This window comes from Streptomyces sp. CWNU-52B, assembly GCF_047444975.1.
In the GTDB taxonomy this organism is placed as follows: Bacteria; Actinomycetota; Actinomycetes; order Streptomycetales; family Streptomycetaceae; genus Streptomyces.
The window spans coordinates 264,816-277,753 of record NZ_JBLFJV010000056.1; the positions used below are offsets into that span (position 1 = coordinate 264,816).

12 protein-coding genes are annotated in these 12,938 nt (G+C 71.2%); all 12 read left to right on the plus strand.

Annotated features, from left to right (window positions below):
• Positions 1 to 99: 99 nt before the first annotated feature.
• The 12 genes from ACLVWQ_RS36900 to ACLVWQ_RS36955 all read left to right on the plus strand — a co-directional run bounded on the left by ACLVWQ_RS36900 (position 100) and on the right by ACLVWQ_RS36955 (position 12,919).
• Complete coding sequence (locus tag ACLVWQ_RS36900) at positions 100 to 2,130, plus strand: FAD-dependent oxidoreductase (protein ID WP_414113643.1); 2,031 nt, start codon at positions 100 to 102, stop codon at positions 2,128 to 2,130.
• A 347-nt stretch (positions 2,131 to 2,477) separates the two neighbouring features.
• Positions 2,478 to 3,578, plus strand: coding sequence for a class I SAM-dependent methyltransferase (locus ACLVWQ_RS36905; RefSeq protein WP_414113644.1), 1,101 nt, complete (start codon positions 2,478 to 2,480; stop codon positions 3,576 to 3,578).
• A gap of 7 nt (positions 3,579 to 3,585) precedes the next feature.
• Positions 3,586 to 3,897, plus strand: a complete 312-nt coding sequence (locus ACLVWQ_RS36910; protein WP_414113645.1) for a hypothetical protein — start codon at positions 3,586 to 3,588, stop codon at positions 3,895 to 3,897.
• On the plus strand, positions 3,897 to 4,298 hold the full coding sequence (locus ACLVWQ_RS36915) for a nuclear transport factor 2 family protein (RefSeq protein ID WP_414113646.1): 402 nt from the start codon (positions 3,897 to 3,899) through the stop codon (positions 4,296 to 4,298). Before ACLVWQ_RS36910 ends, ACLVWQ_RS36915 begins: the two co-directional genes overlap by 1 nt.
• A gap of 55 nt (positions 4,299 to 4,353) precedes the next feature.
• Positions 4,354 to 5,481: an ABC transporter substrate-binding protein gene (locus ACLVWQ_RS36920; protein WP_414113647.1), complete on the plus strand. Its 1,128-nt coding sequence runs from the start codon at positions 4,354 to 4,356 to the stop codon at positions 5,479 to 5,481.
• 40 nt (positions 5,482 to 5,521) lie between these two features.
• Positions 5,522 to 6,352 carry an ABC transporter ATP-binding protein gene (locus tag ACLVWQ_RS36925; protein ID WP_414113648.1) on the plus strand — a complete coding sequence of 277 codons (831 nt, stop codon included), beginning with the start codon at positions 5,522 to 5,524 and terminating at the stop codon, positions 6,350 to 6,352.
• A gap of 11 nt (positions 6,353 to 6,363) precedes the next feature.
• Positions 6,364 to 7,269, plus strand: a complete 906-nt coding sequence (locus ACLVWQ_RS36930; RefSeq protein WP_414113649.1) for an ABC transporter permease — start codon at positions 6,364 to 6,366, stop codon at positions 7,267 to 7,269.
• Positions 7,266 to 8,030, plus strand: coding sequence for an SDR family NAD(P)-dependent oxidoreductase (locus ACLVWQ_RS36935; RefSeq protein WP_414113650.1), 765 nt, complete (start codon positions 7,266 to 7,268; stop codon positions 8,028 to 8,030). Before ACLVWQ_RS36930 ends, ACLVWQ_RS36935 begins: the two co-directional genes overlap by 4 nt.
• A gap of 103 nt (positions 8,031 to 8,133) precedes the next feature.
• Entirely contained in the window at positions 8,134 to 9,495 is a 1,362-nt protein-coding gene (locus ACLVWQ_RS36940) for a M20/M25/M40 family metallo-hydrolase (protein ID WP_414113651.1), read from the plus strand.
• A complete protein-coding gene (locus tag ACLVWQ_RS36945; protein ID WP_414113652.1) occupies positions 9,492 to 10,793 on the plus strand; it encodes an Ohr family peroxiredoxin in 1,302 nt (433 codons plus the stop codon). Before ACLVWQ_RS36940 ends, ACLVWQ_RS36945 begins: the two co-directional genes overlap by 4 nt.
• A gap of 78 nt (positions 10,794 to 10,871) precedes the next feature.
• The gene (locus ACLVWQ_RS36950; RefSeq protein ID WP_414113653.1) at positions 10,872 to 11,690 is read left to right on the plus strand and encodes an IclR family transcriptional regulator; all 819 of its coding nucleotides are present in this window, start codon (positions 10,872 to 10,874) and stop codon (positions 11,688 to 11,690) included.
• Complete coding sequence (locus ACLVWQ_RS36955) at positions 11,687 to 12,919, plus strand: CaiB/BaiF CoA transferase family protein (protein ID WP_414113654.1); 1,233 nt, start codon at positions 11,687 to 11,689, stop codon at positions 12,917 to 12,919. Before ACLVWQ_RS36950 ends, ACLVWQ_RS36955 begins: the two co-directional genes overlap by 4 nt.
• Positions 12,920 to 12,938 lie beyond the last annotated feature (19 nt).

The following is a 12,938-nucleotide window of genomic DNA, read 5'->3' on the forward strand; positions in this document are numbered from 1 at the left end:
ACTCGCCTGTTCGGGCTCCTTAGTGTTCCGGTCAATCGAACGGCGTACCTGTCAACGGAACGCTGCGGAGCGCCGGCCCTCGGATAGGAGGGATCATAGGTGACAAGCACTGACATCAGTACCCTGCTCTCCCCGGTCAGTCTCGGTCCGGTCCGCCTGCGGAACCGGGTGTTCGTTCCCGGGCACACCACGAATTTCGGCCACGCCAACCATCCGACCGAGCGTCACGCGGCCTACCACGGCGAACGGGCCCGCGGCGGCGTCGGCCTGATCATCACCGAGGGCATCCGGGTCCACCCGACCAGCGCGGGCCGCCACATCAGTCTCGGCAGCTTCGACGACGACTCCGTACCGGCCTACTCGGCCGTCGCCCGAGCCGTACAGGCCCACGGCACACGGCTGTTCGCGCAACTGCTGCACACCGGCCGCCAGGCCAACGGCGACGCCACCCGCACCGCCGCCTGGTCACCGGGAACGACCCCGTGGGCGGCGGGCACACACATCCCGCACGCCATGGGCCGCGCGGACATCGCCGTCGTCGTACGTGCCTTCGGGGCCGCGGCCCGGCGGATGCGGCAGGCCGCGTACGACGGCGTGGAGATCCATCTCGGACACGGGCATCTGATCGAGCAGTTCCTCTCCCCGTTCACCAACACCCGCACCGACGCCTACGGCGGCAGCCCGGACGGACGGCTCCGGTTCACCCGTGAGGTACTGGCCGAGGTACTGGCACAGGCACCGGGACTGCCCATGGGCATCCGCATCAGCGCCGACGAGTTCCTCCCGGGCGGGCTCACGCCTGTCGACATGGTCGAGATCGTCGACCTGCTGCGACAGGAGTTCCCGCTGCTGTACGTCCATGTGAGCCACGCCGCCTACCACGGCAGCTACTCACTGGGCACGCAGATGGCGGACATGAGCTTCGGGCACGCCCAGTTCCGCCACCACGCGGCCCTGTTCAAGAAGGAGATCCCCGACCTGCCGGTCCTGGCCGTCTGCCGCCTGGACAGCCTTCCGGAGGCGGCGCTGCTCGTCGCGGCCGGCGAGGCGGACCTGGTCGGCCTGGCCCGCCCGCACATCGCCGACCCGTACCTGGTGCGCCGCGCCGAAGAGGGCCGCCCCCACGACGTCCGCTCCTGCATCGCCTGCAACCAGGGGTGCGTCGGACGGCTGGAGGCGAACCTGCCGATCGCCTGCGTGGTCAACCCCGAGGTCGGCGCCGAACAGGAGTGGGCGGACCTGCGGGCGGCCGATCCCGTGCCCCCGCGACGCGTACTGGTCGTCGGCGGCGGCCCGGCCGGGATGGAAGCGGCCCTGTCCGCGCACCGCGCCGGTCACGAGGTCACCCTCGCCGAGGCCGGCCCCGTGCTCGGCGGGACCGTCCTGGTCGCGGCCGGTGTACCGGGACGCGAACGGCTCGGCCTGATGGTCACCGACCTGGTCCGTGAACTCGCCGGCACCGACGTCGACGTACGGCTGGGGGAGCGGGTGACGGCGCAAGACCTGCTGCCGGGGGGCCGGCTGAACGGCTTCGACGACGTCGTCGTGGCGACCGGGGCCCGCCCCGGCAGACGCGAACTGCCCGGGGGACCACCCGTGTTCGACGTCCTGGAGGCGATCACCGCACTCAAGCCCCCCGGCTCGCCGCTGCGCGGCACGGTCCTCGTCCGCGACGACCAGGGCACCTGGGCGGCGGCCTCCGTCGCCGAGAGCCTCGCCGGGGACGGCGCACAGGTGCACATCCTGTCGCCCACCGCCTCGTTCGCCTCGAAGATCACCACCTACTCCAAGCTGGCGCTGACCAGCCGGCTGGGGGAGCTCGGCATCAGGTCGCATGTCATGCGGGAGGTGTCAGCGGCGCACGGGGACACCGTCGTGCTGCGCGACACGCTCGGCGGCCACACCGAAGAACTCACCGGCGTCACGGCCGTCGTGGACGTGGGACTGCCGGTGGCCGACGACGGACTGTACCGGGCGCTCGACGCCCGGGACGACGCTCCGAACGTCCACGTCGTCGGCGACGCCAACGCCCCGCGCACCGCGCTGGAGGCCGTGTACGAAGGCCGGCTCGCCGGCACCTTCCTCACCGACGCCGTCACCGGCGCCGGACTCCTCGCCCAGCCCTCCTGACACTCCGCAACCAGCACCAGCACCAGCACCAGCACCAGCACCAGCAGCAGCCCAAGTACCCAAGTACCGGCACCAGTTCCGGAACCCGCACCAGTCACCGTTCCGGCCGGCCTCGCCCGACAGCCGGTTCGCCGCACCCCTGGCGACCGACACCGGCACAGGCACCACGTCACCTCACGCCACATCGCGCCCCGCCCGCCGCCCGGCCCACCGACCCCGGTGCCCGGCCGTGAGCCGGTCCGTGGACCGACCCCTTCGACGAAACGGTCCGTGACGTCGCCCGCCCGCTCCCACGGCCCCGGCCCGCTCCCACGGCCCGCCCGAACCGGCTCGAACTGGAGAGACGCATGATCGACATCGAGAACCAGCTCACCCTCGACGAACGCTCTTCCGTGGACTTCATCCTGACCCTGCGCAAGCGCTGGTCCGACACCGTCTACCCGGCCCTCGCCGAGGAGTACCGGGAGACCGGCCCGGCCGCCACCGCCGTGGACGACGCGGCCGGACGTCTGCAGCAGCTCAGCCTCTACCCCTGGTACAGCCACCTGGAGCGCGTCCAGCAGAAGATGCTGTGGAAGACCGTCGGCGAGGCCGTCGTCAACCGCGCCGACACCCTGCGCGAACAACTGGACGAGATCCCGGACCCGCCCAAGGGAAGCCTCGAACTCACCTCCCGTGTCGCCCTGCCCGACTGGTACACGGACTACGACATCCACATCCAGCCCGGCAGCTTCTACTCCGACGACCTGAGCGCCTACGTGTACGAACTCGGCGCGCGGATCGTGATGCTCCGCGACAACGACGGCTACAAGTTCCACCGCCTGTTCACCGAGACCGCCCTGCCCGAAGTCCCCGGCGCCGGACGGATCGTGGACATCGGCTGCGGCTTCGGCAAGAGCACCCGCCCGCTGGCGCTGCGCTACCCCGGGGCCGAGGTCATCGGCATCGACTTCGCCGCTCCCGGCCTGCGGCTGGCGCACGCCGAGGCGGAGGCCGAGGGCGCCGCCATCACCTACCGGCAGGGCGACGGCCGGAACACCGGTATCGAGGACGCGTCCTGCGACGTCGTCACCGGCACCATGGTGCTGCACGAGATGCCCGCCGAGGCGGTCCGCGAGACCGTCCTGGAGGCGGCCCGGCTGCTCAAGCCCGGCGGCACCATGAGCTTCCTGGAGTTCCACCCCACCGGCGACCCCTTCCGCGACGCCACGATCAACGAACACGCCGAACGCAACAACGAGCCCTTCTTCCGCGACCTGTTCGCGACCGACCTGCTGGACATCTGCGCCCAGGCCGGTCTGACCGGAGCCGACTGGACGCCGTTCGACGAGCGCCGGGACGGCAAGAGCCCCGAGGGCTGGGGGGACCGCCGCGAGTGGCACTTCCCCTGGGCCGTCCTGACCGCGACCAAGCCGGCGAACCGCACCGAGACCGAGCCGGAGAACTGAGGCGACCATGACCGAGGAATTCGACTACTTCCGCGACCGCAACGTCGGCAAGCTGTTCGACCTGCTGCTCCAGCTCAGCACCGAACTGCACGTCACCACCCAGCGCCTGCACGCCACGGAGGCCCTCCTGGTCCGGCACGGGGTGCTCGCCCGCGGCGAACTCGACGCCCTGCAGCCCACCGAGGACGAGCAGCGGGTGCTGGACGGCCGGCGCGAGGCCGCGATCGCCCGACTCATCCGGATCATCACCGAGTCAGGACCCGCCGAGCGCCCCCTGCGCGACCAGTGGGAATCGACCCTGCACCAGCAGGCCGGCTGATGGACACCGGCCGCGCCACCCCCGCCGAGACCGTCGACCGGTACCTCCAGCTCTGCGAGGACCGGGCACTGGACGAGGCCAGGACACTGCTCGCCCCGCGGCCGCGCATCGTCTTCCCCGGCGACCTCGGCTACGGCTCCCTGCCGGAGATGGCCGCCGACCAGCGCGGCCGCTACCGGTGGGTGCGCAAGCACCGCGACCGGTACTTCACGGGCAGCACCCCGGACGGTCTGGTGACCGTCACCTCGCTCGGCAGGCTCTACGGCGAGGACCTGCGGGGCCGTCCCTTCGACGGCGTGCGGTACGCCGACGTGTTCGTCCTGCGCGACGGTCTGATCGCCGAACAGCACGTCTACAACGACCTCTCCGAGACCGGGATCAGCGCCCCGGTCCGCGGCTGACCGTCCCTTCGACCGAGCCGACAGTCCCTTCAACCGAACAGTAGGGGTACCGAACATGAAGCACACTCTGAGAGTGGGCGCCGGCGTCGTGACCGTGTCGGCCCTGGCCGTCCTCACCGCGTGCGGCGGCGGGTCCAGCGATTCCTCGTCCTCGGGTTCCGGCTCGGGCAAGGGGAACGGGACCGTGCAACTCGCCATCGCCTCCGCCGTCATCGGGCCCAAGGAGGAGGTGGCCACCTACTCGGTGGCGAAGGAGGAGGGCTTCCTCGCCGACGAGAAGCTCGACGTCAAGACGATCAACACCGACGGTTCGGTCGCCGCGATCCAGGCGGTGGCCTCCGGCAGCGCAGACATCACCCCGGCCGACGCGAGCGCCATCCTGGCCGCGCGGGAGAAGGGCGTCCCCGTCGTCGCGGTCGGCGGACTGGTGCAGAACTGGCCCTGGCGCGTGGCCACCCTGCCGGGCAGCGAGATCAAGAGCGCCCAGGACCTCAAGGGCAAGAAGGTCGGCGTCATCAGTCTCGCGTCGGGGTCCGCCCCGTACGCGCGGGCCGTCGCCGCCGACGCCGGGCTGGACCCGGAGAAGGACGTCGACCTGCTGCCCGTCGGGGTCGGCAGCCAGGCGCTGTCGGCGCTGGAGAGCGGCAAGGTCGACGCGCTGGCCCTGTACACGCAGGCCTACACCACGATCGAGCTGAGCGGGAAGAAGTTCGACTACCTGGAGAACAGCGAGCGCTTCGACGGGATCCGCTCCCTGACCTACGCCGTGCGCGAGGACACCCTGCGCGACAAGAAGGACCAGATCACCCGCTTCCTGCGCGCCTCCTACAAGGGAATGCTCTTCTCCGCGGTCAACCCCGAAGCGGCCATGAAGGACGGGTACAAGGCCTTCCCGGCGATCCTCTCCGGCAAGCAGGCCGACGCACGGATCAAGGACGACACCGCGACCCTCGAGACCTGGGTCAAGACGGCCGTACCCCTCGAAGGACAGCCGGAGTCCTTCAAGGACTGGGGCGCCATCAGCGACGAGGCGTGGACCAGGACCGCCGACTACATCAAGGCCGCCGGGACCATCACCAAGGACCCCGACCTCGACGCCCTGTGGGACGACAGCCTGCTCGCGGACGCCAACGACTTCGACGCGGCAGCCGTGATCAGCCAGGCCAAGAGCGCCACCAAGTAACCGACGGCAACGTCAGGAGCAGGAAGGCAAGGAGGTCACCATGGCCATCAGGACCCTCGGTCGCCGCCCACGGGTGGCAGCCGTCGCCGAAGCCGACGACGACAGCTGGATCGAGCTGAGCGGGCTGCACAAGGTCTACCGCCCCCGTAAGTCCGAGCCGACACACGCGCTGTCCGACATCGATCTGCTGGTCAGGCGTGGTGAGTTCATCTCGGTCGTCGGTCCCTCGGGCTGCGGCAAGACGACCCTGCTGAAGATCCTCGCCGGACTCATCCCGCGCACGGAGGGCACCGTGCGGGTGGCCGGGCGCGATGTGGACGGCCCGCTGCCCGAAGTGGGGATGGTCTTCCAGGCCGCGACCCTGCTGCCCTGGCGCACCATCCTGCAGAACGTCATGGTGCCGGTGGAGATCCAACGGCTGGACCGGGCGGTCTACCGCGAGCGGGCCGGCCGGCTCCTGGAGATGGTCGGGCTGGGCGGGTTCGAGGACAAGTACCCCGACGAGCTCAGCGGCGGCATGCAGCAGCGGGCCGGCATCTGCCGGGCCCTGGTGCACGATCCGGCGGTGCTGCTGATGGACGAGCCGTTCGGCGCGCTCGACGCCATGACCCGCGAGTACATGAACGTCGAACTGCTGCGCATCTGGCGCGAGAGCGGCAAGACGGTCGTCCTGGTCACCCACTCCATCCCGGAGGCGGTGTTCCTCTCCGACCGGGTGGTCGTCCTCAGCCCCCGTCCCGGCCGGATCGCGGAGGTCATCGACATCGACATCGAGCGTCCGCGTGATCTGAGCGTCATGGCCTCCGACCGGGCGGGCGTGTACGTCGAGCGGATCCGCACCTACTTCAACGCCCAAGGCGTGATCAACTGATGAGGCCGCCCATGACGACGACAGAGAAGGGCCGGGGCGACGACGACGCCACCGGACCGGACGGCACCGGGGCGACCCGCACCGGACCCGACGGCACACCGGCCGCGATCGCCCCGGCGGCGACGCCCCGCCGCCGCCGGGACCTGCGGGACCATCCCGAGTGGGTACTGGTCCCCGGTGTCTTCGTGGTGGTGGTGCTCCTGTGGGAGTTCCTGGTCCCGGCGCTCGGCGTCGACGACTACGTCCTGCCACGCCCCAGTCAGATCGCCGACGCGCTGGGGACCCAGCTGTCCGACGCGCTGTTCTGGACACACCTGAAGATCACCGTCCAGGAGTCCCTGTACGGCTTCCTGCTCGGCGTCGGCGCCGCGCTGTTCCTGGGTACGGCGATATCCCAGGTGAGGCTGATCGAGAAGACCCTGATGCCCTACATCGTGGCCTTCCAGACGGTGCCGAAGGTGGCTCTCGCGCCGCTGTTCGTCGTCTGGTTCGGCTTCGGCATGACCAGCAAGGTCGTGATGGCGGCGGTCATCTCCTTCTTCCCGATGCTGGTCAACGTGGTCGAAGGGCTGCGCTCGGCGGACGCCGACCGGGTGCAGATGCTCACGGTCTTCGGGGCGAGCAAGTTCGACGTCTTCCGCCGGGTACGGCTGCCCAGCGCCCTCCCGTTCATCTTCGCCGGCCTCGACATCGGCATCGTCTTCGCCATCCTCGGCGCGGTCGTCGGCGAGTTCATCGGTGCCAAGGAAGGGCTGGGGTACCTCCTGCTGCAGACCAACTACAACTTCGACATCGCCGGGATGTTCGCGATCCTCGTCGTCCTGTCCCTGCTGGGCCTCATCGCCCACTTCATCATCCGCACCGCCCAGAAACGGTTCGCCTTCTGGGCCGAGGACAACACGGTGATCGGAGCGTGAGAACCCCCGTGAACGACCCCGTACGCTTCGACGGAAGGGTGGCCCTGGTGACCGGGGCCGCCCGGGGGATCGGCGCCGCCATCGCGACCCGCCTGGCCGAACTGGGCGCCACCGTCGCCGCCGCCGATCTCCTCCCCGAGGACCAGTGGCAGGACTCCCTCCCGGACGGCGGTCCGCACACCCGCCACCACCTCGACATCACCTCCGTACGGTCCTGCCGCCGCGCGGTCGACGAAGTGGTCGCCGCCCACGGGAAGCTGGACCACCTCGTCAACAACGCCGGGATCGTCAGCAGGGGACCGGCCGCCACGATCAGCGAGGAGGACTTCGGGCGCGTCATCGACGTCAACCTCACCGGAACCTTCCGCATGTCGCAGGCCGCGTACCCGGCGCTGCGCTCCGCCGGCGGGGCCAGCGTCGTCAACATCGGCTCCACCAACGGCCACATCGCGGTGCTGAACACCCTCGCCTACTGCGTCAGCAAGGCCGGCGTGATGCACATGGCGCGCGTCCTGGCCCTGGAGTGGGCCCCCGACGGCATCCGCGTCAACGCGGTCGGCCCCACCATCGTGCCGACCGCCATGACCCAGGACGTCCGGGCCGACGGCGACTACATGGCGGAGAAGATGGCGAGCATCCCGCTCGGCCGGATGGCAGGACCTCGCGACGTCGCCCTCACCGTCGCCCATCTCCTCAGTCCCGCGGCGGCCATGACGACCGGTCAGACGGTCTTCGTCGACGGCGGAGCCGTCATCCACTAGCCGGCCACCGAAGCCCGTACCCCTGAAGCCCGTACCCCTGTACCCCGTACGCCTGGAACCCCGTACCCCCGGAGCCAGCACACCCGGAATGGGAGCACCCCGCATGCCCGAGTTCGATCCGGACGCCGCCCTCGCCGCCGTCGACGCGCACTTCGACACCTTCGTCACCGAGCTCCAGGAACTGTGCCGCCTGCGCAGCAGACGCCAGGAGCCCGAACAGATGGCCGCCACGGCCGACTTCCTCAAGGCCTCCGTGGAACGCTGGGGCGGCACCGCCGAGGTCGTCCCGTGGGAGAAGTCCCACCCCTACGTCCTCGCCGAGATCGGCGGCGGCGAACGACGCCTCCTGCACTTCAACCACTACGACGTCGAGGTGGAGCCCACCGGTGACGAGGGCGAGTGGATCAGCCCGCCGTACGCCGCCGAGATCCACGACGGGCGGCTCTACGCCCGCGGAGTCGCCGACGACAAGGGCGCCCTCATGTCACGGGTGCACGCCGCGGCCGCCTGGCGGCTCTCCGGCCAGGAACCCCCGGTCACCAGCCGGTACATCATGGAGGGCAAGCAGTGGCTGCACAGCCCCGGGCTCGGCACCTTCGTCGCCGCGCACGCCGAACGGCTGGCCGCCGACGCCGCCCTGTGGGAGAACTCCTGGTGCGACGGCGAGGGCAGACCGCTGCTCAAGCTGGGGGAGAAGGGCATCCTCTACCTGCGGCTCACCTCCACCACCCTCACCCGTGAACTGACCAGCCAGAACACCGTGTTGCTGCCGTCCGCCACCACCAGGCTGACCACCGCGCTGGCCACGCTCCTGCACTCCGACGGCAGTTGCGCCGTCACCGGCTTCGCGGACGACGCCCGGGTGCCCACCGACGCGGAGCGCGCGCTCCTGGAGAAGATGCCCTTCGACGGCGCGTTCCTGAGGAAGCGGGCCGGCGTCGACGCCTTCACCGGCGGTCTGAGCGACACCGAGGCCGCCGTCGCGATCCGTACCGTCCCGACCCTCACCGTCACCGGCATCGAGGGCGGCGACACCGCGGACGACATCACCCTGGGCATCCCCGCCACCGCCACCGCCAAGGTCGAGATCCGCCTCGTACCCGGCCAGGACCCCGAACGCGTGCTGGCGGCCGTCCGCACCCATCTGACGGCGGCCGGATTCGACGACATCGCCGTCGAGGTGATGGCCACCAGCAGCCCGCACCACACCGACCACACCGACCCGTTCGTCGCCCTCGTCGCCGACACCGCCCGCGCCGCCTACGGCGCCGAACCCCTCGTCGAGCCGTACACCCAGTGGATCGGCAACCAGGGCGCCGTGCCCGGACTGCCCATCGTGGGCGTGGGCGTCTCCCGCGCCGACGCGGGCATCGACGGGCCCAACGAACACATCCGCCTGGAGGACTACCGCATGGGCATCAAGCACGTGATCAGGGTCATGGCCGCGCTGGCCGTGAGCGCATGAGCACCCCCGCCGCCCAGGCGTCCCCCGCCGACCGGGCCGTCCACGCCACCCACCTGCGGGGCACCTCGCACCGCGGATACGTCGAACTGCCGTGGGGCCAGGTCCACTTCCGGCGCTCCGGCGACGCCGAGGGACCCGCGCTGCTCGTCGTCCACCAGTCGCCGCTGTCCTCGGCCACGTACGAACCGGCCATGGCCGCGCTCGCCGCGCACGGGCTGAACACCGTCGCCGTCGACATCCCCGGCTTCGGCATGTCGGACGCCACCCCGGCGCAGTGGTCCATCCCCGAGTACGCCTCGGGGCTCTGGCAGATCGCCGACGCGCTCGGCCTCGGCGAGGTGCACCTCCTCGGCCAGCACACCGGAGCGATCATCTCCGCGGAGGCCACGCTCCAGCAGCGCGACCGGGTGCTGAGCCTGGTCTTCCAGGGCATCCCGCTCTACAGCGACGAGGAACGGGCCAAGAAGGCGGCGGGATACGCCCCCGGCTACACCCCCGTCCTGGACGGCAGCCACCTCCAGGTCGTCTGGGACCGGGTCAGGTGGCTCTACCCCACCATCTCGGCCGAGTCCGGCAGCCGCCAGGTCGCCGAGTACCTCAGCGTCGGCCCCGACTACGGCGTCGCCTACCGGGCCGTCTTCGCCCACAGGACCGACACCGAGAGCCTGTCGGGCGTGCCCACCCTGCTGCTGCACGGCAGCGACGACGTGCTCGACCGGATGAACGACGTCGTCACGGCGGCGTTCCCCGACGCACCCCTGGTGCGTATCGACGGCGGCACCGACTTCGTCGCGGAGGAGCGGCCGCAGGAGTTCGCGGACGCCGTCGCCGCCCATGTGCTGGCGCACGCCGCGGGCCGGACCGCCGCCCCCGGATTCACCCCCGTCCACACCGCCACCGTCGAGGTGACCGGCGGCCGCGCCGGACGGGCCCGCTCCACGACCGGCTCGCTCGACCTGGCGCTGTCCCGGCCGGCCGAGCGGGGGCGGGGCGACGCCGGGACCGACCCGGAGGAGCTCTTCGCCGCCGGCTACGCGGCCTGCTTCGGCAGTGCGCTGGGCATCGCCGAGCGGCGCCGCAAGGTCACCGCGGGGCCGGTCGCCGTCACCGCGGCCGTCACGCTGGGCACCCGGCCGGGCGGCACGTACGGCATCGCGGTGCGGCTGAGCGTCAGCGCACCCCAATGCCCGCAGGACACGCTGGAGGAACTGGTGGAGCTGACCCACACCCTCTGCCCCTACTCCCACGCCGTACGAGGCAACATCGAGGTCAGCACGGAGATCCACGGCGGCAGTTGACGCCGCCGGGACCACCTTCGTGTGTGACCCATCCACGCCGGTCCGGACAGCCGGGCCGGCCGACCGACCGAGGTTCCCATGACCATCGACGACACCGCAGAGCACACCAGCCGCAGCCGCTCCGGGATCTCCCGCGCGCTCGCGGTGATCGACGCCATCGCGCGTACCCCCCACGCACACGGTGTCTCGGTGATCGCACGGGAGACGGAACTGCCCAAGGCGGTGACCCACCGGATCCTGCGCGAACTGGTGGCGGGCAACTTCCTCTCCTTCGACGAGGACACCAAGGTCTACCGGATGGGCCCCGGCGCCCTGAACATCGGACTCGCGGCGATGCGGGAACTGGACGTCCCCTCCGTCGCCCACCGCCACCTGGTGGCCCTGTCCGAACTCACCGGCCAGACCGCCACCCTCTCCCTGCGGCAGGGCTGGGCACGGGTGTACGTCGACCAGGTCCTCTCCCGCCAGGAGATCCGGATGTCGGTCGCGCTCGGCACCAGCCACCCGCTGCACGCGGGCTCCTCCTCCAAGGCGATCCTCGCCGCGCTGCCCGACTCAGAGGTGGAGGACTACATCGACCACCACCGCCTGGACAGCGTCACCGACGCCACCATCACCTCGGCCACGACCCTGCGCGACGAGATCACCGCCATCCGCGCCGCCGGCTACGCGGTCAGCGTGGGGGAGCGGCAGGCGGAGGCCGCCAGTGTGGCCGCCTGCCTGCACGGCCCGATCGGGCAGGTCGTCGGGTCGGTCTCGGTCTGCGGAACCAGGGCGATGTTCGCCGAGACCAGCAGCCGCCGGCTCGGCGAACAGGTCGCCGAGGCCGCCGCCGACATCTCCGCCGACCTCGGTGCCGTGCGGGACACCACCGGGGAACGAAAGGACACTCCATGACGACACCGGCGCAGCAGGCCCCGCCCGGCGGGCCAGGGCCCCTGCGGGACATCCGCGTCATCGACGCCTCCACCATCCTGGCCGGACCGCTCTGCGCCCAGCTCCTGGGCGACTTCGGCGCGGACGTGGTCAAGATTGAGCATCCCGTCGCGGGAGACGGCATGCGCGGGCACGGCGAGTCCAAGGACGGGATCTCGCTGTGGTGGAAGGAGATATCCCGCAACAAGCGCACCGTGGGCCTCAGCCTCTCCGACCCGGACGGCGCCGCGCTCTTTCGCCAGCTGGTCGAGAACGCCGACGTCCTGGTGGAGAACTTCCGCCCCGGCACCCTGGAACGCTGGGGTCTGGGCCCCGACGTCCTGCACGGGATCAACCCCGGCCTGGTGATCGTGCGCGTCACCGGCTTCGGACAGAGCGGCCCCTACGCCTCCCGGGCCGGCTTCGGCACCCTCGCCGAGGCGATGAGCGGCTTCGCCCACCTCACCGGTGACCCCGAAGGACCGCCCACGCTCCCGGCGTTCGGCCTCGCCGACACGATCTGCGGGATCGCCGCCTCCTCCGCCGCCACCATGGCGCTGTACCACCGGGAGCGCGATCCGCAGCACCGCGGACAGGTCGTGGACATGAGCCTGATCGAGCCCATCATGGCCGCCGTCGGCCCCTCCCCGACGGTCTACGACCAACTCGGCGTCGTCCCCCAGCGGCACGGCAACCGCTCCACCAACAACGCCCCGCGCAACACCTACCGCACGAGCGACGGCCACTGGGTGGCCGTCTCCACCAGCGCACAGCGGATCGCCGAACGCGTCATGGACCTGGTGGGCCACCCGGAGATCGTCCGGGAGGAGTGGTTCGCCGACGGCGCGGGCCGCGCCGCGCACGCCGACCTCCTCGACGGCCTCGTCGGCGGCTGGATCGCCGAACGCACCCGCGAGAAGGTCGTCGCCGAGTTCACCGCCGCCGGAGCCGCCGTGGCACCCGTCTACGACGCGCGGGACCTCGTCGACGACCCCCACATCCGCGCCACCGACATGCTCACCACGGTCGAGGACGAGGACCTGGGCCCGCTGCTCATGCACAACGTCATGTGGCGGATGTCCGCCACCCCGGGACGGATCCGCTTCACCGGACGGGCCCCCGGCGCCGACACCGAAGAGGTCCTCACCGGTGAACTCGGCCTGCCGCCGGAGGAACTGACGGACCTTCGGCGCCGCGGCGTCGTCTCCTGACCGGCGCGGGCCGGGCGGC

Bases quoted from the DNA above. Each gene is read 5' to 3' on its own strand.
- ACLVWQ_RS36945 (WP_414113652.1), top strand. From the start codon at position 9,492: ATGAGCACCCCCGCCGCCCAGGCGTCCCCCGCCGACCGGGCCGTCCAC.
- ACLVWQ_RS36955 (WP_414113654.1), top strand. From the start codon at position 11,687: ATGACGACACCGGCGCAGCAGGCCCCGCCCGGCGGGCCAGGGCCCCTG.
- ACLVWQ_RS36940 (WP_414113651.1), top strand. From the start codon at position 8,134: ATGCCCGAGTTCGATCCGGACGCCGCCCTCGCCGCCGTCGACGCGCAC.
- ACLVWQ_RS36930 (WP_414113649.1), top strand. From the start codon at position 6,364: ATGACGACGACAGAGAAGGGCCGGGGCGACGACGACGCCACCGGACCG.
- ACLVWQ_RS36925 (WP_414113648.1), top strand. From the start codon at position 5,522: ATGGCCATCAGGACCCTCGGTCGCCGCCCACGGGTGGCAGCCGTCGCC.
- ACLVWQ_RS36950 (WP_414113653.1), top strand. From the start codon at position 10,872: ATGACCATCGACGACACCGCAGAGCACACCAGCCGCAGCCGCTCCGGG.
- ACLVWQ_RS36910 (WP_414113645.1), top strand. From the start codon at position 3,586: ATGACCGAGGAATTCGACTACTTCCGCGACCGCAACGTCGGCAAGCTG.
- ACLVWQ_RS36905 (WP_414113644.1), top strand. From the start codon at position 2,478: ATGATCGACATCGAGAACCAGCTCACCCTCGACGAACGCTCTTCCGTG.
- ACLVWQ_RS36915 (WP_414113646.1), top strand. From the start codon at position 3,897: ATGGACACCGGCCGCGCCACCCCCGCCGAGACCGTCGACCGGTACCTC.
- ACLVWQ_RS36920 (WP_414113647.1), top strand. From the start codon at position 4,354: ATGAAGCACACTCTGAGAGTGGGCGCCGGCGTCGTGACCGTGTCGGCC.